24 protein-coding genes and 2 pseudogenes are annotated in these 24,901 nt (G+C 72.3%); 15 read left to right on the top strand and 11 right to left on the bottom strand.

Annotation, left to right across the window (positions count from 1 at the left end; translation table 11 throughout):
* Positions 1–36 precede the first annotated feature (36 nt).
* A complete protein-coding gene (locus ACZ5K7_RS10355; RefSeq protein WP_468912384.1) occupies positions 37–582 on the bottom strand; it encodes a hypothetical protein in 546 nt (181 codons plus the stop codon).
* Between the two features lie 238 nt (positions 583–820).
* On the opposite strand from ACZ5K7_RS10355, the gene ACZ5K7_RS10360 reads away from it, so the two are divergent.
* Positions 821–2,509 carry a DNA repair helicase XPB gene (locus tag ACZ5K7_RS10360; RefSeq protein WP_468912386.1) on the top strand — a complete coding sequence of 563 codons (1,689 nt, stop codon included), beginning with the start codon at positions 821–823 and terminating at the stop codon, positions 2,507–2,509.
* Here ACZ5K7_RS10360 and ACZ5K7_RS10365 read toward each other — a convergent pair.
* The gene (locus tag ACZ5K7_RS10365) at positions 2,422–3,600 is read right to left on the bottom strand and encodes a glycosyltransferase 87 family protein (protein WP_468912606.1); all 1,179 of its coding nucleotides are present in this window, start codon (positions 3,598–3,600) and stop codon (positions 2,422–2,424) included. The two genes, ACZ5K7_RS10360 and ACZ5K7_RS10365, sit on opposite strands and share 88 nt — an antisense overlap.
* A 138-nt stretch (positions 3,601–3,738) precedes the next feature.
* Complete coding sequence (locus tag ACZ5K7_RS10370; protein ID WP_351711384.1) at positions 3,739–3,924, bottom strand: hypothetical protein; 186 nt, start codon at positions 3,922–3,924, stop codon at positions 3,739–3,741.
* 593 nt (positions 3,925–4,517) lie between these two features.
* Here ACZ5K7_RS10370 and ACZ5K7_RS10375 point away from each other — a divergent pair.
* The gene (locus ACZ5K7_RS10375; protein WP_468912388.1) at positions 4,518–6,632 is read left to right on the top strand and encodes a HelD family protein; all 2,115 of its coding nucleotides are present in this window, start codon (positions 4,518–4,520) and stop codon (positions 6,630–6,632) included.
* Positions 6,633–6,832: 200 nt separating this feature from the next.
* Here the strand turns inward: ACZ5K7_RS10375 and ACZ5K7_RS10380 are convergent, their stop codons facing one another.
* The 4 genes from ACZ5K7_RS10380 to ACZ5K7_RS10395 all read right to left on the bottom strand — a co-directional run bounded on the left by ACZ5K7_RS10380 (position 6,833) and on the right by ACZ5K7_RS10395 (position 9,588).
* Entirely contained in the window at positions 6,833–7,897 is a 1,065-nt protein-coding gene (locus ACZ5K7_RS10380) for a threonine aldolase family protein (protein ID WP_351711383.1), read from the bottom strand.
* A 17-nt stretch (positions 7,898–7,914) separates the two neighbouring features.
* Positions 7,915–8,460 carry a helix-turn-helix domain-containing protein gene (locus tag ACZ5K7_RS10385; RefSeq protein WP_351711382.1) on the bottom strand — a complete coding sequence of 182 codons (546 nt, stop codon included), beginning with the start codon at positions 8,458–8,460 and terminating at the stop codon, positions 7,915–7,917.
* Positions 8,461–8,607: 147 nt separating this feature from the next.
* Positions 8,608–9,300 carry a copper homeostasis protein CutC gene (locus ACZ5K7_RS10390; protein ID WP_351711380.1) on the bottom strand — a complete coding sequence of 231 codons (693 nt, stop codon included), beginning with the start codon at positions 9,298–9,300 and terminating at the stop codon, positions 8,608–8,610.
* A gap of 162 nt (positions 9,301–9,462) precedes the next feature.
* Entirely contained in the window at positions 9,463–9,588 is a 126-nt protein-coding gene (locus ACZ5K7_RS10395; protein WP_468912390.1) for a hypothetical protein, read from the bottom strand.
* A 38-nt stretch (positions 9,589–9,626) separates the two neighbouring features.
* Here ACZ5K7_RS10395 and ACZ5K7_RS10400 point away from each other — a divergent pair, with 38 nt between their 5' ends.
* Together ACZ5K7_RS10400 and ACZ5K7_RS10405 are read left to right on the top strand one after the other, a co-directional pair.
* Complete coding sequence (locus ACZ5K7_RS10400; protein WP_468912392.1) at positions 9,627–10,292, top strand: HD domain-containing protein; 666 nt, start codon at positions 9,627–9,629, stop codon at positions 10,290–10,292.
* A gap of 10 nt (positions 10,293–10,302) precedes the next feature.
* A complete protein-coding gene (locus tag ACZ5K7_RS10405) occupies positions 10,303–11,376 on the top strand; it encodes a GNAT family N-acetyltransferase (RefSeq protein ID WP_468912393.1) in 1,074 nt (357 codons plus the stop codon).
* A 33-nt stretch (positions 11,377–11,409) separates the two neighbouring features.
* On the opposite strand, the gene ACZ5K7_RS10410 is transcribed toward ACZ5K7_RS10405, so the two are convergent.
* Both ACZ5K7_RS10410 and ACZ5K7_RS10415 read right to left on the bottom strand, forming a co-directional pair.
* Positions 11,410–11,679 carry a DUF4031 domain-containing protein gene (locus ACZ5K7_RS10410; protein WP_468912394.1) on the bottom strand — a complete coding sequence of 90 codons (270 nt, stop codon included), beginning with the start codon at positions 11,677–11,679 and terminating at the stop codon, positions 11,410–11,412.
* Positions 11,680–11,689: 10 nt separating this feature from the next.
* Positions 11,690–12,073, bottom strand: a complete 384-nt coding sequence (locus ACZ5K7_RS10415) for a hypothetical protein (protein ID WP_351711366.1) — start codon at positions 12,071–12,073, stop codon at positions 11,690–11,692.
* 55 nt (positions 12,074–12,128) lie between these two features.
* Here ACZ5K7_RS10415 and ACZ5K7_RS10420 point away from each other — a divergent pair, with 55 nt between their 5' ends.
* The 3 genes from ACZ5K7_RS10420 (at position 12,129) to ACZ5K7_RS10430 (ending at position 15,674) form a co-directional block, all read left to right on the top strand.
* On the top strand, positions 12,129–13,073 hold the full coding sequence (locus ACZ5K7_RS10420; protein ID WP_351711364.1) for a MurR/RpiR family transcriptional regulator: 945 nt from the start codon (positions 12,129–12,131) through the stop codon (positions 13,071–13,073).
* A 134-nt stretch (positions 13,074–13,207) separates the two neighbouring features.
* On the top strand, positions 13,208–14,137 hold the full coding sequence (murQ, locus tag ACZ5K7_RS10425) for an N-acetylmuramic acid 6-phosphate etherase (RefSeq protein ID WP_468912396.1): 930 nt from the start codon (positions 13,208–13,210) through the stop codon (positions 14,135–14,137).
* Positions 14,138–14,153: 16 nt separating this feature from the next.
* On the top strand, positions 14,154–15,674 hold the full coding sequence (locus tag ACZ5K7_RS10430; RefSeq protein ID WP_468912397.1) for a PTS transporter subunit EIIC: 1,521 nt from the start codon (positions 14,154–14,156) through the stop codon (positions 15,672–15,674).
* Here ACZ5K7_RS10430 and ACZ5K7_RS10435 read toward each other — a convergent pair.
* Positions 15,622–17,160, bottom strand: coding sequence for a subtype B tannase (locus ACZ5K7_RS10435; protein ID WP_468912608.1), 1,539 nt, complete (start codon positions 17,158–17,160; stop codon positions 15,622–15,624). The genes ACZ5K7_RS10430 and ACZ5K7_RS10435 overlap by 53 nt on opposite strands.
* A 238-nt stretch (positions 17,161–17,398) precedes the next feature.
* Here ACZ5K7_RS10435 and ACZ5K7_RS10440 point away from each other — a divergent pair, with 238 nt between their 5' ends.
* From ACZ5K7_RS10440 to ACZ5K7_RS10450, 3 genes and pseudogenes are all read left to right on the top strand, one after another.
* Entirely contained in the window at positions 17,399–17,716 is a 318-nt protein-coding gene (locus tag ACZ5K7_RS10440) for a trypco2 family protein (RefSeq protein ID WP_351711356.1), read from the top strand.
* Between the two features lies 1 nt (position 17,717).
* Positions 17,718–20,609, top strand: a complete 2,892-nt coding sequence (locus ACZ5K7_RS10445) for a trypsin-like peptidase domain-containing protein (RefSeq protein WP_468912400.1) — start codon at positions 17,718–17,720, stop codon at positions 20,607–20,609.
* 37 nt (positions 20,610–20,646) lie between these two features.
* Positions 20,647–20,881: pseudogene (locus ACZ5K7_RS10450) on the top strand (IS630 family transposase); the annotation flags it as partial.
* Between the two features lie 22 nt (positions 20,882–20,903).
* Here the strand turns inward: ACZ5K7_RS10450 and ACZ5K7_RS10455 are convergent.
* Positions 20,904–21,395, bottom strand: a complete 492-nt coding sequence (locus ACZ5K7_RS10455; RefSeq protein WP_468912619.1) for a saccharopine dehydrogenase family protein — start codon at positions 21,393–21,395, stop codon at positions 20,904–20,906.
* Here ACZ5K7_RS10455 and ACZ5K7_RS10460 point away from each other — a divergent pair.
* From ACZ5K7_RS10460 to ACZ5K7_RS10480, 5 genes and pseudogenes are all read left to right on the top strand, one after another.
* A pseudogene (locus ACZ5K7_RS10460) lies at positions 21,374–21,535 on the top strand (helix-turn-helix domain-containing protein); the annotation flags it as partial. The gene ACZ5K7_RS10455 and the pseudogene ACZ5K7_RS10460 overlap by 22 nt on opposite strands.
* 347 nt (positions 21,536–21,882) lie before the next feature.
* Positions 21,883–22,344: a cupin domain-containing protein gene (locus ACZ5K7_RS10465; RefSeq protein WP_468912609.1), complete on the top strand. Its 462-nt coding sequence runs from the start codon at positions 21,883–21,885 to the stop codon at positions 22,342–22,344.
* 52 nt (positions 22,345–22,396) lie between these two features.
* Positions 22,397–23,323 (top strand): alpha/beta hydrolase, encoded by a 927-nt coding sequence (locus tag ACZ5K7_RS10470; RefSeq protein WP_468912401.1) that lies wholly within the window; start codon positions 22,397–22,399, stop codon positions 23,321–23,323.
* Positions 23,324–23,413: 90 nt separating this feature from the next.
* Positions 23,414–24,277, top strand: a complete 864-nt coding sequence (locus tag ACZ5K7_RS10475; protein ID WP_351711346.1) for a helix-turn-helix domain-containing protein — start codon at positions 23,414–23,416, stop codon at positions 24,275–24,277.
* A gap of 43 nt (positions 24,278–24,320) precedes the next feature.
* Positions 24,321–24,899, top strand: a complete 579-nt coding sequence (locus ACZ5K7_RS10480; RefSeq protein WP_468912403.1) for a hypothetical protein — start codon at positions 24,321–24,323, stop codon at positions 24,897–24,899.
* Positions 24,900–24,901 lie beyond the last annotated feature (2 nt).

Genomic DNA, 24,901 nt, shown 5'->3' on the forward strand with positions numbered 1-24,901 from the left:
GCCTGTCACGGCGCTCACCGCGAAGTGCTCAGCACCTCAGCAGTACCGCACCGGTGCGTCCGCCGGCAGGGCGAAGTGGGTACGGGCCACGGTCTCCAGTGCGGTGGACTCCATCTCCTCGTCGAGGCGGGACTCGCCGTAGCGGCTGAAGTGGCCGGCCGTCCACGAGCCGTAGCCCTCGCCGTCCGGCGGCTCCTCCTCGGAGACGACGCGGTAGCCGCCGTGCGCCGAGTCCCGCTCCAGCCGGACCACCTGCGGTATCTGCGCACCGCCGCACTCCACCAGGGCTCCGGCACGCTCGCCGTACTCCAGGCACAGCGTGTCGACCCCGGCCCGCACCTGGCCCCCGCTCTCCATCAGGTCCAGGGCCTCCGCCCGGCAGAACCACCGCGACCGGAGAGCGGGCTCGCTCTCCCCGGCACCGGTGCCGGCGGCCTGTGCCACGAGCCGGGCCTCTATCGCGGGGCGCACCTGGGCCCACAGACCGGCGTCCACACCGGCCGACCCCTGTGCCCACACCGCCGTCACCACCAGCACCGCCACCGCCCCGGCGCCTACCCCCCAGATACGTACGGACGTCACCCCACCAGCTCCTCCCCGAGCCACACGCCTTGCGCTGCTCCCCCCGGGATAAGACAGCCGAAACGGGCTCAAGGTTGCACGGGACGATCAGACACCCCCACAAGCCGGGCAGGGACGGTGTACGTCGCGCCGATCGGCGGAAGTGATCGCTCACCCATGAGGCACACTGGAACTTTGGCCCACGACGATGGCCGCCAAGGCGATGGCCGCATGGGCCGAAAGAGAAAGGGTGCCGCGCGTGAATGGTCCGTTGATCGTCCAGTCCGACAAGACGCTGCTCCTGGAAGTCGACCATGAGCGGGCCGACGACTGCCGTCGGGCGATCGCGCCCTTCGCCGAGCTGGAGCGGGCGCCGGAGCACATCCACACCTACCGGGTGACCCCTCTGGGCCTGTGGAACGCGCGGGCGGCCGGACACGACGCCGAGCAGGTCGTGGACGCGCTGGTGGAGTTCAGCCGCTACCCGGTGCCGCACGCGCTGCTGGTCGACATCGCCGAGACGATGGACCGCTACGGCCGCCTGACGCTCTCCAAGCACCCGGCGCACGGGCTGGTGCTCACCACCACCGACCGGCCGGTCCTGGAGGAGATCCTGCGCTCCAAGCGGATCATCCCGCTGGTCGGCGCGCGGATCGACCCCGACACCGTGGCCGTGCATCCCTCCGAGCGCGGGCAGATCAAGCAGACGCTCCTGAAGCTGGGCTGGCCCGCCGAGGACCTCGCCGGATACGTGGACGGCGAGGCGCACCCGATCGAGCTCGCCGAGGACGGCTGGGCGCTGCGGCCGTACCAGAAGCAGGCCGTGGAGAACTTCTGGCACGGCGGGAGCGGCGTCGTCGTACTGCCCTGTGGGGCGGGCAAGACGCTGGTCGGTGCCGGGTCCATGGCACAGGCCAAGTCGACGACCCTGATCCTCGTCACCAACACCGTCTCCGCACGGCAGTGGAAGCACGAGCTGGTGAAGCGGACGAGTCTCACCGAGGACGAGATCGGGGAGTACAGCGGGACCCGGAAGGAGATCCGGCCCGTCACGATCGCGACGTACCAGGTGCTCACGACCAAGCGGAAGGGTGTCTACCCGCACCTCGAACTCTTCGACTCCCGGGACTGGGGTCTGATCGTCTACGACGAGGTCCATCTGCTGCCGGCTCCTGTCTTCAAGTTCACCGCCGATCTGCAGGCGCGCCGGCGGCTGGGGCTGACGGCCACCCTCGTGCGCGAGGACGGCCGGGAATCGGACGTGTTCTCTCTCATCGGGCCCAAGCGCTTCGACGCCCCGTGGAAGGAGATCGAGGCGCAGGGCTATATCGCGCCCGCCGACTGTGTCGAGGTGCGGGTGAACCTCACGGACTCGGAGCGGCTCGCCTACGCCACCGCCGAGACCGAGGAGAAGTACCGCTTCTGCGCGACCACCGCGACCAAGCGGAAGGTCACGGAGGCGATCGTGCGTCGCTTCGCGGGCCAGCAGATCCTCGTCATCGGCCAGTACATCGACCAGCTCGACGAGCTGGGCGAGCACCTGAACGCCCCCGTCATCAAGGGCGAGACCTCCAACGCCCAGCGCGAGAAGCTCTTCGAGGCATTCCGCCAGGGCGAGATCAGCGTGCTGGTGGTGTCGAAGGTCGCCAACTTCTCCATCGACCTGCCGGAGGCCACGGTCGCCATCCAGGTGTCGGGCACCTTCGGCTCCCGCCAGGAGGAGGCCCAGCGCCTCGGCCGGGTGCTCCGTCCCAAGGCCGACGGCCACCAGGCCCACTTCTACTCCGTCGTCGCCCGCGACACGATCGACCAGGACTTCGCCGCCCACCGGCAGCGGTTCCTGGCGGAGCAGGGCTATGCCTACCGGATCGTGGACGCGGACGAGCTCCTCGCCGAGGGCACGGAGGGCTCCGGGGGCGTCGAGGGTGTGGAGGGCACGCAGGGCTGAGTACCCGGCAGGGCGCGGCTGTGCCGTCGTAGGGCTACGGCCGTGCCCGCCAGCAGCGCCAGCCCCAGCAGCGGGTACGGCGCCGCGCACGGCTGCTGCCACCACGGGAGGCGCAGGTCCCGGTCGCCCTCGTGCGGCAGCAGCCACATCGTGCGGGCGGTGAAGAGGGCGGCGGCGGTGAGCGCCAGGGCCGTGCGGGTCTCCGCCAGGAGCACCGCCAGCAGCGGGACGCACCACACCCAGTGATGGGACCAGCTGATCGGGCTGATCAGCAGGGCCGTGAACGCGGTGAGCAGGATGCCCCAGCTGTCGCCGTCGACGCGGTGCGTGCGGTGCGTGCGGTCGGTGCGGTCGGTGCGATGGGCGTGGTGGGCGCGGGCCGCCAGCCACAGGCCCGTCGCCGCGAGCACGGCCGCCGGGAGTGCCCACGCCAGGCCTGGCGCCTCCGTGCCCGTCACCCTCGCGATCAGGCCCTGGAGCGACTGGTTGTCGACGATCCAGGCCTTGCCGACCCGCCCGGTCTCGAACAGGCGCCGCGTCCAGAAGTCCACGGTCGCCGCGGGCAGGAACAGGGCGCCGAGCAGTGCCGTACCGGCGAAGGACGCCGTCGCGACGCCTGCCTCCTTTCTGCGTGCGGTGAGCAACAGGTAGGCGATGAAGATCGCCGGGGTGAGTTTGACGCCCGCCGCGATGCCCAGGGCCAGGCCCTTGGCGCGGGCGCCGGGCGGCCTGGTGAGGTCCCAGAGGACCAGGCAGGCGATCGCCAGGTTGATCTGACCGAAGAGCAGAGTCTGGAAGACCGGCTCCAGCCAGAGGGCGAGGGCGGTGGCCGTGCACAGCACGGGGAGGGATGACGTGCGGCCGGCCAGGCGGGCGGACAGGGCGACGAGACAGGCGAGCAGGAGCGCGTTGCCCGCGAGGAACGCCGCTTTGAGGGCCGGGACGGGGATCCAGGTCGTCGGGACGAACAGGACCGCCGCGAAGGGCGGGTACGTCGCCGGCAGCCGCCACTCGGTGACCGTGAAGCCGTACAGGTCACCGCCGTGGACCACGGCCTCGCCCTCGGCCCGGTAGACCAGCAGATCGGCCATCGGGGCGTGCAGCAGGACGCAGAGGGCGGCGAAGGAGGAAAGGGAAACTGCCAGGAGAGGGAGGGAACGGGGGAGGGAGAGGGAGAGCAGGGGGAATGACGTCACCGTCCGGTTCGGCACGGAGGCGACACTATGCCGTTACTTACGGCGTATGCCTGCTTCCTCGCCGTATTCGCCGAGTATGACGACGCTGAACGCCGCGCTGACGAAGACCTTGACGGCACGCAGGGCGTCGCCCAGACGGTGCTGGGGGTGCGGGACTCCGTCCAGGGCGGTGGCGCCCGGTGGACCGGAGGGGACTGGATGGATGGTTGCTGCGCTCATGCCTCAATGGTGGAACTTCGGGCCCAAACACGGCATCGGTCCACGGGTCCAATTTCCGGCTTCCGCCAGTCCACCCGTCGATGGACGCCACCCCCCACCTCCGCCCCACCCCACGAGGGACACGCCCCCTAGGGGACCCGGCCTTCCGCCCCGGAGACACGCCCGCCGCCCACCCCGCCCGGCACGCGGACCAGGCCCCCTGCCCGGCGCCACGCCAGCCCCGCCAGGCGCGCCCACGTCCCCCCGCCAGGCGCCACGCCCCTCCGCCCAGCGCACGCCACGCCCCCTTCACCGCCGCCGCCCCACCCACCTCACAGGACAAGCCCCACTCCCACCCCCTCGGCACGCCACGCCCCCTCGGCACACCCCACCCCCTTCTCGGCGCCCCCCGCCCCGGCGCCCGCCCCACCCCCCTCGGCGCATCCGGGGGAAATCCATTGGCCTCCCTCGCCCTCGGCTCACTAGAATCTCCGCTCTTGCCCGCCTCCTTCCCCGGAGTGCCGCCGCCCGGACGGAAACCGGTCGGCTGATCGCCACCTGTGCGCCACTCACACCTGAGCGCCACCCACTCGCAGGCCTTCGGAGGCACCCCCTTGTCCACGCCCGCCCACGACCCCCTCACGGACTCGCCCGCCGCCCCCGGAGCCGGCCCCGGAGCCGATCCGGGCACCGAACCCGCCACGGACCCCCTCTCCCGCGAGCGCGCCCACCTCACCGGCTCCCGGGCCGCTCTGCGGGCCATGCGGGAGGACGCCGAGTCGCTGGACATCCGTGACGTCACCGCGAACTGGGTCAACGCCGAGGTGCTCGCCCGCCAGATCGAGGAGCGCATCAAGGCGCTGGCCGACCTCAGCGACACCCCGCTGTTCTTCGGCCGCCTCGACTACCTGCACGCCCCCGGTGCCGACCAGGCCGAGGGCGCGTACGGCGAGCGCTTCTACATCGGGCGCCGGCACGTCCACGACCACGACGGCGACCCGATGGTCATCGACTGGCGGGCCCCGGTCTCGCAGCCGTTCTACCGCGCGTCGAAGAAGGACCCGATGGACGTCGCGCTGCGCCGCCGCTTCGGGTACACCCGCGGCGACATCACGGCGTACGAGGACGAGCACCTGTCCGACCCGGCCGAGGCCACCCGGACCAGCAAGCTGCTCCAGCAGGAGATCGAGCGTCCGCGCGTGGGACCGATGCGGGACATCGTCGCGACCATCCAGCCCGAGCAGGACGAGATCGTGCGCAGCGGCCTCGGCGGAACCGTGTGCGTGCAGGGAGGGCCGGGGACCGGGAAGACCGCCGTCGGCCTGCACCGGGTCGCGTATCTCCTGTACGCCCACCGCGAGCGCCTCGCCCGCACCGGCACCCTGGTCATCGGCCCGAACCGCTCCTTCCTCCACTACATCGAGCAGGTGCTCCCGGCGCTGGGCGAGCTGACGGTGCAGCAGGCGACGGTGGACGACCTGGTGGCGAACGGCGTCGAGGCGCGCGGCACCGACACCGCGCCCGCCGCCGTGATCAAGGGCGACGCCCGGATGGCGGAGGTGCTGCGCAGAGCCGTGTACGCGCACGTCACGATGCCCACCGAGCCGGTCGTGGTGGTCCGCGGCTCCCGCCGCTGGCGCGTCCCGGCGTACGAACTGGAGGGCATCGTCGGGGAGTTGCTGGACCGAGGTATCCGGTACGGCGCGGCGCGCGAGGCCCTGCCGCAGCGCATCGCACACGCCGTGCTGGTCCAGATGGAACGCTCGGGCGAGGCTCCCGACGACCGCGTGCAGGACTCGGTGGCCCGCAACGCGGCGGTGAAGGCGGCCGTCAAGCAGGTCTGGCCGCCGGTCGACCCGGCGAAACTCGTGCTGCGCCTGCTCACGGACGCGGACTTTCTCGCCGTACACGCGGACGGGATCCTCACCGACGACGAGCAGAAGACGATCGTCTGGGCGAAGCCGGTGCGCAGCGTCAAGGCGGCCAGGTGGTCGCCTGCGGACGCCGTGCTGATCGACGAGACGACGGATCTCGTCCAGCGGACGCACTCCCTCGGCCATGTGGTCCTGGACGAGGCGCAGGACCTGTCGCCCATGCAGTACCGCGCGGTCGGCCGCCGCTGCACCACCGGCTCGGCGACCATCCTCGGCGACCTGGCGCAGGGCACCACGCCCTGGGCGACCCGGAGTTGGGACGAGGCCCTGTCCCACCTCGGCAAGTCGGACGGCGTGATCGAGGAGCTGACGGCCGGTTTCCGCGTCCCGACGGACGTCATCACGTACGCCTCGCGGCTCCTCCCGCACATCGCCCCCGGCCTCACCCCGGTGGCGTCGGTCCGTGAGAACCCCGGCTTCTTCGCGCTCCGGCAGATCACGGACACCGCCGAAGTGGTGGCCGCCTGTGCGGAGTTGCTGCGCAACGAGGGATCGACGGGCCTGATCGCGGCGGACGCGCGCGTACCGGCGCTGGCGGAAGCCCTGACGGCGGCGGGTATCGGATACCTCTCCCCCGGCGAGGAGACGACGGCCGAGACCCGTCTCACCCTGGTCCCGGCGTCACTGGCGAAGGGCCTGGAGTACGACTACGTGGTCCTGGACGAACCGCAGGCGGTGGTCGACGGCGAACCCGACGAACGCACGGGCCTGCGCCGCCTCTACGTCGCCCTCACCCGCGCCGTCTCCGGCCTGATCGTGACGCACACGGCCCCGCTCCCGCCCCAGCTGACCTGACGCAGACGGTCCCGGCCCGCCGGCAGCGGACTTCGGGGACATCGGTACCGCCGTGCGGGGCGGGATGGAGCCGGGGACGGGAGACGGTCGCGACACGAGGTGGGCGACCCGGTGGCGCGGCACCGTCCGGCAGGCACGACGCGAGGGCGTGGCGGGCCGGTTCGGCGCACTCGGCCCGGTCCTCAACGCCGTCGCGGGGTTCAGGCGCTGTGGCGGTGGACCGCGTCGAGGAGCTGGTCGATGTCGTCGGCCTGGTGGGAGAAGGCGGTGACGAAGCGGACGATGCCCGGCTCCCAGCGGTCGTGGTAGAAGGCGTAGCCCTCGGCGAGGAGGCCGTCGGTGACGTGCTGGGGCAGGCGGCAGAAGAGGATGTTGGCCTGCGGGGCGGCCAGCAGGCCGACGCCGGGGATGGCCTTGAGGCCGGTGCCGAGACGGGTGGCCATGGCGTTGGCCCGGCGGGCGTTGTCCAGCCACAGGTCGTCGGTGAGGTAGGCGTCGAGCTGGGCCGTCTGGAAGCGCATCTTGGAGGTGAGCTGACCGCCGCGCTTGGCCCGGAAGGCCAGTTCCGCGGCGAGGGCGGGGTCGAAGGAGACGATGGCGTCGGCGGTCATCGCGCCGTTCTTGGTGGCGCCGAAGGACACCACGTCGACCCCCGCCTTCCAGGTCATCTCGGCGGGGGTGGCGTCGAGGTGGACCAGGGCGTTGGCGAAGCGGGCGCCGTCCATGTGGACGCGCAGGCCCGCGCCCTTGGCGATCGAGGACAGCCGGCGGATCTCCTCGACGGTGTGGACGCTGCCGCTCTCGGTGGCCTGGCTGATGCTCACCACGGACGGCTGCACGCTGTGGACGTCGCCGGCGCGGCGGCGCACCGCGGCCTGGAGCGCCTCGGGGTCGATCTTGCTGTCGAGGCCGGGGAGTCCGACGAGCTTGGCGCCGCCGGTGAAGAACTCGGGTGCCCCGCATTCGTCGTGGTGGATGTGGCTGTCCTGGTGGGCGAGGACGCTGCCCCACGGCGGGGTGAGGGCGGCCAGGGCGAGGCCGTTGGCGGCGGATCCGGTGGAGACGGGGAAGACGTCGACGTCCCGTTCGAAGATCTCGGCGAGCCTGCCGCGGGCGCGCTCGGTGAAGGGGTCGTTTCCGTAGGGCAGGACCTGACCCGCCGCGGCGTCGGCGACGGCCGCGGCTATGCGGGGGGAGGCGCCGGCCATGTTGTCGCTGACGAAGGACAGGCCGGACGGGGTGGTGGCGAGGGTGACGGTGCTCATGAGGGGTGGTCCCGTTCTCAGGCGCTGATGGGGGAGGCGAAGACGACGGTGATGTCCACCGCCTCGGCGCCGGTGCGGTAGAAGTGCGGGGCGTCGCCGGCGAAGGCGAGCATGTCGCCGGGGCCGAGGTCGTGCGGGGCGTCGACCGGTCCGGCGGTGACGTGGCCGGTGGAGATGATCAGGTGCTCGATCGTGCCGGTGGCGTGCGGGACACCGGCCAGCTCGGTCTCGGGCCGGATGCGCAGCCGCCAGATCTCCAGGCTGTTGCCGCTGCTGATACGGCGCAGCAACTCGCGTGTGACCTCGCCGGGTTCGGCCTCCGTGCCCGCCCGGTAGACCGGGCCGGTGTCGGCGTCACGTGCGAGCAGGTCCGCGATCGGGATGCGCAGGGCGATCGCGATGGCGTCCAGGGTGTCGATGGTCGGGTTGCCCCGGCCGGCCTCCAGCTGGGACAGGGTGGCCTTGCTCAGTCCGGCGCGCCGGGCCATCTCCGCCGCGCTCATGCCGCGCTGCTGACGGCGCAGGCGAATCTTCGCGCCGACCGCGGCCGCGGTACTGCTCACCGGCTGCCGCCCGGTCCCGGGCCCGGTCTGCGGGCCCATCCACGGCCCCGGAAGTCGTTTGAGTGAACCATACGTTCACTATAACAGGCCATACCGATCTGGCGAACCTGGTGTTCATTTAAATGAACACCAGGGACGGGAGGGCGCCTACCCTTCGTCCAGCACCCGCCGCCACTCCCGTACGGCCGACGCCGAGACCGGTCCGTCCCAGCCGCCCGGCCGTGCCGCGCCGCCGATGTGGAACGCGTCGATCCGCGCCGCCCGCAGCCCCGGCACATGGTCGAGCCGCAGGCCTCCCCCCACCAGAAGCGTCTGCCCGTACCCCGGCTCACCACGGCGCCGCGCCTCGGCCAGCAGGGTGGGCAGCCCCTCGTCCACACCCGTCGCCGCGCCCGCGGTGAGGTAGGCGTCGAGGCCCGGAAGGTCGGCGAGCTGCTTGCGCAGCGCGTCACGGTCGGCGGCGCGGTCGATGGCCCGGTGGAAGGTCCAGCGGCAGCCCGCCAGCTCGGCCACCACGCGCTCCACGGCCGCCAGGTCCACATCCCCGTGCGCGCCGAGGAACCCGAGCACGAACTGGTCGGCCCCCGCCGCCCGCAGCTCCCCGGCCACCCCGACCAGGCGGTCGACGTCCCCCGCGGCGAACCCGTCCGCCAGCCTCAGCATCACGCGCAGGTCGAGGTCGACGGCGGCCCGGATCGCGGTGAAGGTCCCCGGCGGCGGGGTCAGCCCGTCGGCCGCCATGTCGGTGACCAGTTCGAGGCGGTCCGCGCCTCCGGCCTGGGCGGCGACCGCGTCCTCGGCGTCGAGGGCGATCACCTCCAGGACTGCACGCGTGCTCATAGGGCCCCTTCCGTGGTGTTCCCCGTGTACCCCTGGCGCGGTCGGCCGATCCGCAGGGCTGACCGGCCGACCACAGGAGGTCTAGTCCAATCCAAGCGTAAGGGGGGACCGTATACGGACGCGAGACCGCCCCCGGCCGCTCACCCGGACAGATCCAGCCGCTCACCCGGACAGATCCAGCCGCTCACCGGGACAGATCCAGCCCCTCCACCGCTGCCCCGTCAGCTCGTACGCCGCCCCGTCGACCGCCCGGCCCGTGTACAGCCGTACGAGCGTCACGGCGTCCACGCTGGGGGCATGTCAGTGGCGCGCGGGAGAATGGGCGCATGGCCGATCTCCAGGAACTGAGCGTCCGCTGGCGGCGCGCCGTGCAGATGGCACGGGACGAAGACACCTCCTACCCCGACACCGACCCGTACGCCGACGAGCTGTTGCGTCGCTGGCAGGAGCCGCAGCGCCGGTACCACACCCTGGCCCACCTCACGGCGGTCCTCGACCACGTCGACGTACTGGCGGAGTACGCGGACGACCCCGATCTGGTGCGGCTCGCCGCCTGGTTCCACGACGCGGTGTATCTGCCGGACCGGTCGGAGAACGAGGAGCGCTCGGCCCGTCTCGCCGAACGCGCCCTCCCCGAGGCCGGGGTCTCCGCGGCCGGGACCGCCGAGGTCGCCCGCCTGGTCCGGCTCACCGTCACCCACGACCCGGCCCCCGGCGACCGCAACGGCGAGGTCCTGTGCGACGCCGACCTGGCGATCCTCGCCGCCCCGCCCGCCGCGTACGCCGCCTACACCGCCGAGGTGCGCGAGGAGTACCACTTCGTCCCGAACGACGCCTTCCGCGAAGGCCGTTCCGCGATCCTGCGTCAACTCCTCGACCTGCCAAGGCTCTTCAGAACCCCGCACGGCCGGGCGGAATGGGAGCCGACCGCCCGCTACAACCTCGCCGCCGAGCTGGAAATGCTGTCGACCGCGGAGGACCCGGCGTCCTAGGGTGCGCCTCATGCGTGAAATGGGCGGGGATCAGGTCATAGAGGCCGTCGCGGGCTGTGTCGCGGCGCTGCGGCCGGCGGTGGCACGGGACTGGACGGAGGTGAGGGCGGGGCGCCTGGACTGGAACTGCCACGAGACGGCGGTCCATGTCGCCGACGATCTCCTCGCGTACGCCGCCAATCTCGCCGGCCGCGCCCAGGACGCGTACGTGCCCTTCGAGCTCAGGCTCGACGACGGCACCGACAACTCCGGCCTGCTGCACGTGATCGAGACGACCGGCGCGCTGCTCGCCGCCACCGTCCGGACCACCCCGCGCGCGATCCGCGCCTTCCACCCGTACCCCTTCCGCAGCGCGGACCGGGTCGGCTTCGCCGCGATGGGCGTCGCCGAAGTACTGCTCCACACGCACGACATGGCGGCGGGCCTGGAGATCCCCTACCAGCCCTCCGCCGAACTGGCCGAGTCCGTGCTGGCGCTGCTCTTCCCGCACGTCCAGCCCGGTCCGACGCCCTGGGAGACCCTGCTGTGGGCCACCGGCCGCGGCGAGCTGCCCGGCCGCGCCCCGGTCACCGAGTGGCGCTGGCACAACAACCTCGTCATCCCCGCCGACCGCCTCGACCTCGTCGGCATCCGCCCCGCCGAGGCCCGTGACCTGAGCCTCGGCGGCGACGGCGGCTTCGAGTGGACCGAGGGCGGCCCCTACGAGGGCACCCGGGAGGCCGCCGGCTTCCTGCTGAAGGCGTACGAAGGGGGCGTGCACCGGCCGGAGTTCGGCGTCTTCGCCCTGGTCCGCCGGGAGGACGGCCGCGCGGTCGGCGGCCTGGGCTTCCACTCCGCACCGGACGAGGAGGGCCGGGTGGAGATCGGTTACGACCTGACGGAGTCCGCCCGCGGCCAGGGCTACGCGACGGAGGCGCTGCGCGCCCTGGCCGACTGGGCCCTGCCCCGCACCGACGTACGCTCCCTGTTCGCCACCGTCGAACCCGCCAACCTCCCCTCCCAGGCGGTCGTCACCCGCGCCGGCTTCACCAGGGTGAGCGAGGACGGGGAGGGCCTGGCCTTCGAACTGCGGGCGGCGCGGTAGGGGCCGTGGTCGGGTTCGGCGCGGTAGGGGCCGCTATCGGGGCACGTCGCTCTTGCGTCTGCGCAGCCCCGCCCCGTGCAGCAGCCGTACCACCTCGCGGCTGCTGACCTCCACCGCGCCCGCCCGTACCGCGTCCGGGTAGCGGTGGGACGGGATGTCGTAGTGGTCGCGTTCGAAGCCGCGCCGGGGGACGCCCAAGCCCTCGGCGAAGGCGTGCAGTTCGGCGTAGGAGACGTCGCTGACCAGGTGGGACCACATGCGGCCGTGGCCCGGCCAGGTAGGCGGGTCGATGTACACCGTCATGAGAGCACCGTCATGAGGACGCCATCCCGCCCGTCGCCCGGCCCAGGGAGCCGACGGAGGCGACCTTCACGCCCGCCTGGTGGCACACCCAGTGCGGGTCGGGACCGAGTTCCGGCTCGACGTCCAGGGCGTGCGGGTCGCCGGTGCCGCACACCGGGCACAGCGGCCAGCGGCCGTACCGCTCCAGCAGCGCGTCCTGTACGTCCTGGGCGACCAGCCCCGCCACGTACTCCGCCCCGTCCGGCCACTGCTGGACCCACCAGCGCCGCTGTACGACGGAGTCCTCCACCAGCGAGACGACGTCCGCCTCGGCGACCTCGCCCGCTACCAGGTCGGCGAGCACCAGGGCGCGGGCTGCGTGCAGCGCCTGTTCCAGGGGGCTTACGGGCTCCATGGTCCTATTGTGCGCGGTCTTGACCAGCCACCCGAAACGAAAATATCTTTCAGTTGTGACCGAGAACGTGAAGGAAATTTTCGGCAACAGTCCGGGCGGGCCCCCGGCCCCCGGCAAAGCACCGCCGGCTCCGGCCGCCCTCGCGGCCAAGGTGCGTACCCTCGCCCCCTCCATGACCCGCTCCATGCAGCGTGTCGCCGAAGCCGTCGCGGGCGACCCCGCCGGCTGCGCGGCCCTCACGGTCACCGGGCTCGCGGAGCGCACCGGCACGAGCGAGGCGACCGTCGTGCGCACCGCCCGGCTGCTCGGTTACCCCGGCTACCGCGATCTGCGGCTCGCCCTCGCCGGGCTCGCCGCACACCAGCAGTCGGGGCGGGCGCCCGCGATCACCACGGACATAGCCGTCGACGATCCGATCGCCGACGTCGTCGCGAAACTCGCCTACGACGAGCAGCAGACCCTCGCGGACACGGCCGCCGGCCTGGACACCGTCCAGCTGGGGGCCGCGGTGAGCGCGCTCGCCGGGGCCCGGCGGACCGACGTCTACGGCATCGGGGCGTCCGGGCTGGTCGCCCAGGACCTCACGCAGAAGCTGCTGCGGATAGGGCTGATAGCGCACGCGCACAGCGATCCGCATCTGGCGGTCACCAACGCGGTGCAGTTGCGGGCGGGTGACGTGGCCATCGCCATCACGCATTCCGGGTCCACCGGGGATGTCATAGAGCCCTTGCGGGTCGCGTTCGAGCGAGGGGCCACGACCGTTGCCATCACCGGGCGGCCGGATTCCTCGGTGACGCAGTACGCCGACCATGTGCTGACGACCTCGACCTCGCGGGAGAGTGAGCTGCGGCCGGCCGCGATGTCCTCGCGGACCAGTCAGTTGCTGGTGGTGGACTGCCTGTTCGTGGGCGTTGCCCAGCGGACGTACGAGGCGGCGGCTCCGGCGTTGGCGGCGTCGTACGAGGCGTTGGCTCATCGGCACCGGAATGTGCCGCGATAGACCGTAGGAGTGCGTGCGGTGTGACGGCTGCGGCTGCGTGGTGGCCGGTCGCGCCCACGCGGCGGAGCCGCATGCCGATACGGCCCCGCACCCCTGGTGGGTGCACTCGACCGAGTCAGAAAGAACCGTTCTCCATGGCCACCGAACACCGCGCCCTCCGCTCCGAGCTGGAGGCGCTCACCACCGAGGCGTTTCGGCCGGAGCTTTCCGAGATCGACACGCTTCCCACCCTCGACATCGCGCGTCTCATGAACGGGGAGGACGCCGGGGTCGCCGCCGCTGTGGCGCTGCGGCTGCCGGAGATCTCCGGGGCCATCGATGCCGTCGCCGCCCGGATGGCCCAGGGCGGGCGGCTCGTCTACGCCGGTGCCGGGACCGCCGGGCGGCTGGGTGTGCTCGACGCCTCCGAGTGTCCGCCCACCTTCAACACCGCTCCCGGTCAGGTCGTCGGTGTCATCGCGGGCGGGCCGGAGGCCATGGTCACGTCCGTGGAAGGCGCCGAGGACTCGGCCGAGCTGGCCCGCAAGGACCTCGACGCCCTCGGGGTGGACGCCCTCGACTCGGTCGTCGGCGTCTCGGCCTCCGGCCGCACCCCCTACGCCGTCGGCGCCGTCGAGCACGCCCGCACCCTCGGCGCCCTCACCGTCGGCCTCTCCTGCAACGCGGGCAGCGCGCTCGCGGCGGCCGCCGAGCACGGCATCGAGGTGATCGTCGGCCCCGAGCTGCTCACCGGCTCCACCCGCCTGAAGGCCGGCACCGCCCAGAAGCTCGTCCTCAACATGCTGTCGACGATCACGATGATCCGGCTCGGCAAGACCTACGGGAACCTGATGGTCGACGTCCGGGCCTCGAACGAGAAGCTGCGCGCCCGTTCCAGACGGATCGTGGCGCTCGCGACCGGGGCCGGGGACGAGGAGATCGAGCAGGCGCTCACCGCCACCGGCGGCGAGGTGAAGAACGCCATTCTGGTGATCCTGGCCGGTGTCGACGGGCCCACCGCCGCCCGCCTTCTGGAGGAGTCCGGCGGCCGTCTGCGCGCCGCGCTCGCCACGGCGGCCGGCTGACCCGCACGCTCGGGGTGTGCAGAGATCGCCGTACGACACCGCCGCCGCCCTGCTGCCCCTCGTCGGCGGCCCCGCGAACATCACCTCCGTCGCCCACTGCATGACCCGGCTGCGGCTGGGGCTGAGCGATCCCTCGCTGGTGGAGGGGGAAGCGGTGCGGGCGGTGCCGGGGGTGCTGGGGGTGGTGACCGACGGGGACAGCCTCCAGGTGGTGATCGGACCGGGGGCGGTGGTGACGGTGACCGCCGAGTTCCAGCGGTTGCTGGGGGCGGCGGAGCAGCCCGCCACCCGCGAAACCGCACAGCCCGCCACCCCCGGAGCCGAGCAGCCCGCCACCCCCGGAGCCGAGCAGCCCGCCACCCCCGGAGCCGAGCAGCCCGCCGCCCCCGGAGCCGAGCAGCTCGCCGCTCGCGGGGCCGAGATGCGCGTCGCCCGGGCCCGGCGCAACGCGACTCCTCTCAAGACCGTCCTGCGCCGTGTCGCCGACGTCTTCGTGCCGCTCATTCCCGCCCTGATCGGCTGCGGGGTGCTGGCCGGTCTCAACGGGCTTCTCGTCAACGCGGGGCTGCTGCCCTCTCTCACCCCCGCCCTCGCCGCCATCGCCTCCGGCTTCATGGCCCTGATCAGCGTCTTCGTCGGCTACAACACGGCGAAGGTGTTCGGCGGGACGCCCGTGCTCGGCGGTGCGGTCGCGGCGATCGTCGTCTACCCGGGCGTCGCGAAGGTGACCGCCTTCGGCGTGGCCCTCGCGCCGGGGCAGGGCGGGGTGCTGGGCGCACTGGCCGCCGCCCTGCTCGCCGTCCGCGTCGAGCGGTGGTGCCGGGGCCGCGTCCCGGACGCCCTCGACGTCCTCCTGACCCCCACCGTCACCGTCCTCGTCGCCGGACTGGCCACCCTGTACGGCCTGATGTACGGCGCCGGTCTCGTCTCCTCCGCGATCGGCACCGCCGCCGACTGGCTCCTCGCCACCACCGGCCCCCTCGCCGGGCTGATCCTCGGCGGCCTCTTCCTCCCCCTCGTGATGCTGGGCCTCCACCAGGCCCTGATCCCCATCCACACCACCCTCATCCAACAGCAGGGCTACACCGTCCTGCTCCCCCTCCTGGCCATGGCCGGCGCCGGCCAGGTGGGTGCCGCGCTGGCCGTGTACGTCCGCCTCCGCCACGACACCTCACTGCGTACGACCATCAGGTCCGCCCTCCCGGCCGGCCTGCTGGGCGTCGGCGAACCCCTGATCTACGGCGTCTCCCTCCCCCTCGGCCGCCCCTTCCTCACCGCCTGCGCGGGCGGCGCGGCGGGTGGGGCCTTCGTCGGCTTCTTCGCCGTACTGGGCGACCGCGTCGGGGCCACCGCCATCGGCCCCTCGGGCTGGGCCCTGTTCCCCCTGCTGACGGGGAACAGGGGCCCGGCCCTGGCGGCGGCGGTCTACGCGGGCGGCCTGCTGACCGGCTACGCCGTCGGCTTCCTGGCCACCTACCTGAGTTTCAGCGCCGACGGCTCACGGGCCGGTGACCCGACACCTGCGCGATCCACGTGATGAAGTCCGCGGGGTCGTTGTCGGCGCCGTGCCCGGCGTCCCAGTAGTACGTGATGTCCACGTCGTCGCCGAGGTTCTTCAGCCGGGCGGCGAGGTTGGCGGCGACGGTCAGCGAGGTGTCGCTGTCCTTCGTGCCGAGCCGGATCCACCAGTGCCTGGCCCGGTTCGGGTTCACCTGCTCCACCAGGTGGAACATCGGGTTCATCTGGTGCAGCCGCTCGGGGATGTCGCTGTCGAGGCGGGCACTGGCACCCTCCGCGTGCCGCAGGCTGTAGAGGGTGAAGTGGCGGGCGGCGGTGGTGCCGGTGCCGAACTCGTTGCACTCGGGCGTCGACAGGTCGAAGGCGTCGAACGACGGCGCGCCCTTCTTCCGGGCGCCGACATGGGTGAGGAAGTCCGCCCAGGAGAAGGTGGCGTTCGTGCCGTCCCAGCCGATGAACGTGTTCGCGGCCAGGTAGGTGGCACGGTCCGTGTCCGAGAGGGCGGCGAGGTAGCCGGTGGCGGACGGCTCCAGGTGGGTCTTGACCAGGTACTCGTCCAGGTTGCGGTCGGTGAGCCGCCCGAAGCCGGGTGCGCTCAGCCGCAGCGAGGCCAGGTAGTCGGTGAACTCCGCCTTCAGGTCGGCGGAGATCGTCGCGTCCACCGTCGAGCCGTCGGCCAGCGGGTTGCCGCCCCAGCACCACTCGTACGACGCGTCGGCGTGCTCCAGGTCGGTGATCGGGCACCAGTCACCGCTCGCGAAGACCGCGTCGCTCGCCTCGGCCGCGCCCAGCGCCGCCAGGTCCTTCGCGTAGAGCGGGCTGTCGCCCGAGGCGCCGAGCAGCGCGGAGAGGGCGCCACCGGCACTCGTACCGGACGAGACGATCCGGTCCACGTTCCCCGGTATCCGCCCCCGGTTGAACTTCACGTACCGCACGGCCGCCTTGAGGTCGACGATCGCGGCGGGCGCGGTGCCGTAGTACACACCGGACGCGTCGACGAGAGTACGACCGCGGGCGCCCGGCTCGACGACGACGTACCCGGCGAGCAGCGCCAGCAGCGTCCGGCTCGGCCCGCTGTCCCCGCCCCCGGGCCCGCCGGGTCCGCCCGGCCCCCCAGGTCCCCCGGGACCGCCCGCGCCCCCACCGGCCCCGATGCCGGTCGCGTCGGCCACCGAGGAGGGCATGTAGCCGCCCACCGAGTTGGCGAACAGGATCGGTGCGTCGGTGGCGTCGACGGCCGTCCCGTCGACCGTCACCGGAACGCTGACGTTGAGCCCCTGGTACGTGGCGTCCACCGGGTTCGCCACATAACTGGCGACCTTGTAGAAGTGGTACGTCACCTCGTGGGCGGTGCCCTCGGTGTCGGTGATGCTGGTGGTCAGCTCGGTGTAGGTGCTGGGGTCGAAGACCAGGGAGGCGTCCGTATCCCCCGCCCGGCTCGCGGCCTGCGCGACCCCGGAACCGAACCCGACCGCCGGAACCGCGGCGGCCGCGGTGAGCCCCATGACCACAGTTCTGCGCTTCACTCGCTTCACTTCCGTCTCTTCTCTGGGCGGCTCGTGCGGGCATGAGTGCAGCAGCGGTTTCTGAAGACTCCCTGTGAAGTCGATGAGTTGCCGCCAAAATGGTCAACAATGCCTGGTCGGGAGGGAGTCGCGACACGGAAGTTGGCCAGTATCAGCGGTCCCTGACAGGGTGAGGGCACACTTCCGGGTACGAGGCGTGCAATCAGGGGGAGTTGCCATGGCGACGATCGGGTTGGCCGCAGCCATCGAGGAGTTGCGGCAGGAACTGTACGAGGCCCAGGACCGGGGCACGCACGAACAGTTCGCCTTCGAGATCCAGGAAGCCCAGCTGGAGTTGCTGCTGGAACTGCGCGACGACGTCAAGGGCGAGGGGAAACTCCAGTTCGGGGTGGCCACGGCGGGCGCGGGCGCCGGACACTCGTCGGCCCGGTCGCACAAGCTGACGCTGAAGCTCCGGGTCAGGGACCGGGCGACGGGCGGCGGCAGCCCCGAGATCGGCGGGTCGCGGTCCGGCTCCTGGGACGACGAGGGCTGAGGTGGACCGCCGACGTCTCACCCTGGTCAGGGGCGGAGCGGACACCGGGTTCCGCCGCATCGGCAGCGGGTACCTGATCGCACCGCGCCTGGTACTGACCGCCCGCCACGTCGTCGAGGAGCACCCGGGAGCCGCCTGGCCACGCGTCGACGTACGCGTGGGGCACCCCCAGGACGACACACGGCGCTGCGCGGCACAGGTCTGCTGGACCCACCCCGACGGTCGCGATGTCGCCCTGCTCCTGCTCGACGAGTCCGTCGAGGCACCGGGCACGGTCCGCTGGGGCCGCCCGGTCGGCAACGGCCCCCTCCCCTACGAGGCGCTCGGCTTCCCGGCCGCGACGACGAGCAACGGGCAGTACGGCGTCGAGCACCTGCGGGGAGAGCTGCCCGTGCTGGGCGGGGGCGCCGGCGACCTGGACCGCTACGTCCTCGACCAGGGCCCCGCACCGGAAGCGGATTCCAGGAGTGGCGGCCGGGCCTGGTCCGGCGCCTCCGGCAGCGCGGTCTTCTGCCGGGACCATCTCGTCGGGGTCGTCATCCACGACGACGAGGCGTTCAGGAACCGCCGGCTGCACGCGTGTCCGGCCCGGTCGTTCGTGGACGACCCCGGCTTCGCCGACGTACTGGAGCGACACGGCGGCGGCCGTCCCCGGCTGAGCCAGGTCGGCACGGATCTGGAACGCTATCTGCGTGCCGCCCGGCTCGCCGCCACCGAGCACCCGTACCCCGGGGTCATGCCCGGCACCATGCCGCCGCTGTCCCACATCTACGTGCGCCAGCAGATCGTGAGCCGGAACTCGCCCGCCGGGGAGAGAACCGGGAACGCCGGACTCATGGCGAGCGGCCTGCTCCCCGCCTCGCCGCCACAGCCGGCCGACGACGTCCTGACCGGTGACGGGGTCTGTCTGGTCGTCGGAGGACCGGGCGGCGGCAAGTCCAGCCTGCTGCGCACCCGCCTCACCCACGGCGCCACACAGTGGCTCGACGGCACCGCCGACCGGGGCCCCGCGCCGGTCCTGGTGCCGGCCGCCGCCCTGGTCGGCGCTCCCCTCAGCAGAGCCCTCGCCGGCACGGTCAACGCCCAGCTCCACCGGTACGGCCTCACGTCCCCCCTCCCCGACAGCTTCTTCGAAGATCCTCCGGCCCCTGGCCACGGCTGGCTGGTGCTGGTCGACGGCCTCGACGAGATCACGAGCGTCTCCGGCCGGGAGGACGTCCTCAGGACCGTGGCCCACGCCGGCGACCAGTACGCGTTCGTCGTGGCCACCCGCCCCGTGCGCGAAGCCGAACAGGGCATCCTCGATCCGCAGGTCCCCTGCTACGAGCTGGAACCCTTCCGCACCGACGAGCTGGAACGCGTCGCGACCGGCTGGTTCCGCGCCCTTGATGTCACCCAACCCGAGCAGACCGCACAGCGGTTCCTCGGCACGCTCCACGCGATGGGCCTGATCGACCTCGCCCGGGTCCCGCTCACGATGTCCATGCTCTGCCAGCTCCACGCCAAAGTCCCGACGGAGCCGCTCCCCCGGGGGCGCGGCGAGATCTACCGCGGCTTCGTGGACCTGCTGCACGAGCGCCAGTACGTCGCCGGCGCCGTGGAACAGGCCCGGGCCGCCCTGCGGCAGTACGGCTCCGACGCCGAGGCCGGGGCGGAACGGACCCTCCAGAACCTCCGGCCGATCCTCGCCGACCTCGCCCACCGGCTGCTCTTCGCCGACGAACACGAAGGCCGGGCCGTCCTCGACGCCGTACAGGATCACGAGTGCGCCGAACGGCCGACGGCGGTGCCGGAAAGACGCTGGCGGGAGTTCCTGGAGTCGGTCCTGTGCGGCACCGGGCTGCTGATCCGGCGCTCGGACGACCTGGTCTTCACCCACCAGACCTTCCTGGAGTACTTCGCCGCCCGCCATGCCGTCAGCGACGAGAAGAGACTTCAGGTCGCCTTCCGGAAGATGTTCCTGCGTACGACCCGGCCACGGCGGCGGCTCGGCAAGCGCTGGACACCGCCCGACCACGACCCGTTCGGCGGCTTCCTCCTGGACATCACGCCGGACGACCACCCGCTCAGGACCGAGTTCCTGGCCCTGATCACCTCGGGGCGTGCGGGTCTCGCGGGCCACGAGTTCCTGATCAAGCAGGCCCGTTCGGGAACCTGGCTGCCCGAAAGCGTGATCAAGGACTCCGTGAAAATGCTCGGCGGGCTCAGCCGCGACCGGTCGCTGGACGGATTCGAGCGCTTGCGCTTGATCGCAGTGGTGAGCAGCATCGACACGGCGCTCGAAACCGAAGCCCTCCGGGAACTCGCCGCGGACCCCACTGCGGACAATTACGCCCGCACGGTCGCGGCAATCACGCTCGGCGGACTTTCACCGGCGGAACCCACCCGATTCCTCGGCGATCTCGCCGAGGACACGCCAGGCGGCGCAGAGCCGCCAAACAGGCTGGGAGCGGCACTGGCTCTGACCGAACTCGATATGGCAGCCGGCCTCCAACGACTGCACGAACTCGCCCGCGACTCCAGCGTGCTGCTTCCGGAACGGATGCGGGCAGCAATCGTGCTGCGGATGCTCGACGGGCAGTCCGGCCAGGCGGAACTACTGCACGCCCTCGCCGACGACACCACCTTGCCCATCGGCCATCGCATCACAGTGGGATGGCTGCTGCACGACGCCGACCACGACACGGCCTCCGCACTGCACGAGAAGATCGCCCGGGACCCCGCGGCGCAGGCCGCCCAGCGCCTGGAGGCCGCACGGTCACTCTCGGGGATCGACCCGCAGCGAGCGCGGACAGTCCTCGGCGAACTCCTCGACGACACCACCCTCGGACGCAGACACCGTCGGCAGGCCGCCGAACTGCTCTCCAGGACACGCAGCGTGAAACCGGACTGACCGGCCCTCAGCAGGGCAGCCGCCGCGCCCCGTTGATCCACTGCACCTCGTCTGGGCGAACCCGGTCGAGGCGCATTTCGGGCCGCTGCGGCAGTTCACATCACCAACTCGAACCACGCCGTGCAGACCCGGGCCCTGCCCGCTTACCTGCGGTGGCGCAACGCCCATGCCCGCCACCGCGACGTCCTGGCTGCCGAACGCAGGGAACGGCCCCGCATCCGCAGCGAGAAGGCATCCGCTGGGGCGGACGCCCCCTCAAAGCCGTAGCCTGACGTAGCTCGGCGAGCCTAGCGGTCACGGCACATGGCGGACATCGACTCTCCAATGCACGCCGTGCTGGACGAGGAAATCCAGGAAGTCGGCAGGTGAGTAGGCCTGGGCCGGGGCAAGGACCCCAGGCTTGGCACCGTCTGCAACGAGCCGACGCGCGCTTTCGACCGCGATGACCGCTGTGCTTCCCTGCATGTCGATGCCGTGAACGACGCCGCGAGCGTGCCGGCCGTCCTCGCTTGTCGCCTCGACAACGATGATCCAGCGCGCAGTGCGGCGGCTGTCCGCGGGCGGTCCTTCGGGAACGCTGTCGATGAGCGTGGGGGTGATGCCGGAGAATGCGGCCGCCAGTTCCGAACGGACCACACCCTCGACCCGGCGTGCCGTGACGTGGCGGGGAACCGTGACCACCGCCGGAAGAGGGAACTTCGCCACCGGCACCGGGTCGGGGCCGTCCGGAAAGGTGAGTGCCGTACGCCGTGCGGCGATATCGGGCCAACCGGATCGGATACACATCCGAGTTCGCGTTCAGCACGGCCTTCAAGCGGGAACACGGCCTGACCCCCGGCGCCTACCGACGCCAGACGACATCCGCAGATCTTGAAACCACGGACGCCGACACCGGATCCGGCGAACCCACGCGGTCACAGCACTAGATACGACGTCCCAACAACCTCGGCCGTGGAACAGGGAGTTGCCCAAGGCGGCACCGGGCAGTTGGAGGCGGGGACGCGGCGGCGACGCCGACACGCACGTCTTCCAGCGCGGCGAGCCACAACTGGCCGTACCGGTAAGGCTCGTCGTGCGACAACGCCGCGAATCCGGGCGATCGGCGTTGCCCGGAACCGCGGCCAGGTGAACGGGCCGACCGCCCGGCGGCCCCGCCGGTGGTACTGCTGGTCCCACCCCCGCATCTGGCGGCGGCCGGTTCCGGAAGAGGATCATCGGCGCGGGATGGTCACCCCACACCGGTCACCCACACCGAACGGACATCGCCGTGAGCATGATGTACCTCGCCCAGCCCGACCAGCAGCAGAAACTCGAATGGCTCGACGGCGGACAGTTCGCCGTCCTCCTGGACAGCGCGGCCACCGACGGACAGCTGACCGTGGGTCGGTTCAGCGTCGCCAGGGGGGAGGCGCCGCCGTACCACATGCACACCCGCGAGGACGAGATCTTCATGCTGATCAAGGGCACCGCGCTGGTGTGGTCGGACGACCAGGAGCTGGAGCTGTCGGAGGGCGGGATCGTCTACCTGCCCAAGAACGTCCCGCACGGCTACCGGATCACCTCCGACACCGCCGACCTGCTGATGATCTGCACTCCGGGCGGCATCGAGGGCATGTTCCGGCACGCGGGGCGCGACATGTCGACCCCCCGGCCGGAGGGGTTCGAGATATCCAAGGACCTGATGGCCGAGGCCGCCGACAAGTACGGCCAGATCATCGTCGGCCCGCCGCGCTGAACACCGGCACCGTCGGTACCTTTACACCCGCCCCGCTACGAAAGGCACAGCCATGTCCGGGCAGCAACGCCGCGACCTCGACGAGATGCTCCGGCACGCCCCGCTCGACGTCGGAGGCGACGTGGCGGAGGCGCGCGCGGTCTTCCACGGGATGACGACCTCGATACCGCTGCCGCCCGATGTCACGACCACCCCCGGCCGGCTGGGCGGTGTCCCCGTCGTCACGGTCGAGACGCCCGGCGGCGATCCGTCCGACGTGGTGCTGTACTTCCACGGCGGCGCCTACGCCATCGGCTCCGCCGCCGACGCCGTGGGCCTGGCCGCCGACGTGTCCCGGCGGGTCGGCGCCCGTGCCGTCTGCGTCGACTACCGGCTGGCGCCCGAGAACCCGTTCCCCGCGGCCGTCGAGGACGCGGTGGCCGCGTACCGCGCGCTGCTCGACCAGGGCGTCCCCGCCGCCCGGACCGCCTTCGTCGGCGAGTCCGCCGGCGGCGGCCTGGCCGTCGCCACGCTGGTCGCCCTCAAGGCGGCGGGACTGCCCCAGCCGTCGTCGGCCGCGGTGTTCTCGCCCTGGGCCGACCTCACGGTGTCCGGCGCCGGCGCGACCACCAAGGCCGCCCTGGACCCGGCGCTCACCCCGCAGGCCCTGCGCACCCGGGCCCGCGACTACCTCGGTACGACGCCCGGCACCGAACCGCTGGCCAGCCCGGTCTTCGCCGACCTGACGGGACTGCCGCCGCTGCTCGTCCAGGTGGGCTCGCACGAGATCCTGCTGGACGACGCCGTGCGGCTGGCCGCTCGCGCCGCCGCCGACGACGTCCGCGTCGACCTCCAGGTCTGGCCCCAAGTCCCGCACGTCTTCCAGTCGTTCGCCGTCATGCTGGACGAGGCCGACGAGGCTCTGGAGTCCGCCGCCGCCTTCACCCGGGCTCACTGGGCGGCCGCCCGGACCTCCGCCGAGGCCGCGCTCAGCTCCTGACCGCTGCCCCGGGCAGGCCTTTACCCAGATGTGGCACAAGAGTTCCATCACGCGCAGATCATCCAAACATCTGCGCACGATGATGCCCGCATGGCAACGACGAACAACTTCGGCATCGCCCTGCGAGGCTGGCGGGAACGCCGTTCACCCCTGACGGGCGAGCTGCAATCCGGTGCGGACCGGCGCATCCCGGGTCTGCGCCGCGAGGAACTGGCCCGGCTGTCCGGGCTGTCCGTCGACTACGTGGTGCGGCTCGAACAGGGCCGCGCCCGAAACCCCTCGGCCCAGGTCGTCGGCGCCCTGTCCCGGGCGCTGCGCCTGGACGCCGAGGAGCGCGACCACCTGTTCCGGTGCGCCAGGCTCACCCCGCCCGCCACCGGCGAGGTACCGCGGCAGGTGCCGCCGAGGGTCCACCGGCTCGTCCGGCAACTGGGCGACGCGCCGGTCGCGGTCTACGCCGCCGACTGGACGCTGCTCAGCTGGAACCGGATGTGGACCGCCGTCATAGGGGACCCCCGCGCCTACGGCTGGGACCAGGGCAATCTCGTCGCCGGGATGTTCCGCTCCCCCGGCGGCCACCGGGTCGACGCCATTGCCGCCTGGCCGGTACGGTCCTGGGCCGGCGACGAGGCCGAGGAGGAGTCCCTGGTCGCCGACCTGCGGGTGACGGCGGTGGCCCACCCCGACGACGCCCGCCTCTCCCTGCTCGTCGACCGGCTCCTGCACACCAGCCCCCGCTTCGCCCGGCTGTGGTCGAACGGCACCGCGGGCCTCCACACCGGCGACCGCAAGACCGTCGAACACCCCCTGGTCGGCGACCTCACCCTCGACCTCGACGTCCTCACGGTCCCCGGCTCCGACCTCCGCATCGTCGTCTACGCCCCCGCCACCGAAACGGACACCCCCGAAAGACTGGACACCCTGCGCACGGCCGGGCACCGGTACGCCGACTGAGCTCCCCGGTGTGTTGTCAGCGCCGTGTGCCACGCTGGAACGTATGAACCACTCCCAGCTCACCGCCCTGGGTCGTGCCCTTCGTCTGCTCGGCGAGCACGGGGAGGCCCTGACCGGCAGTACGCCCGACGCCAAGCTGCACGAGGTCAAGGACGACCTGCGGCGCGCTCTCGACCTGCTGGAGGAGAGCGTCAGCGCCGCCGCGCCCACCACCCGGTGTGCCGAGCATCCGCAGGGGCCCGTGGACGAGAGCGCCCCGGATCTGTGTCTGCTGTGCGAGACGCGGCGGCGGGCCGCCCGGCGGTCGGAGTTCGCGGGCGGGCCCCGGCCGGTGCAGGGCGAGGCGGCCGCGGGGCCCTCGATGTCCCGGTACGGGGTGCGGGCCGACCGGCCGCAGGCCCAGCAGCGGTGGCTGCCGGAGGCGTGGAACGGCCGGGAGTGGGAGCTGTGCGGCACCCCCCGCCGCGACCGGCGCGAGGCCGAGCTCTACCTCAACGCCCAGCGCCGCGGGTCCCGGCCGGCCATGGCCTACCGGCTCGTCCACGAGTTCACCGACTACGAGGTGCTCCGGGTCTGGGGCACCCCGGTCCACATGGACATCGAGCCTCTCGGCAACCTCTGAAC

Source organism: Streptomyces sp. NPDC031497 (assembly GCF_055580905.1).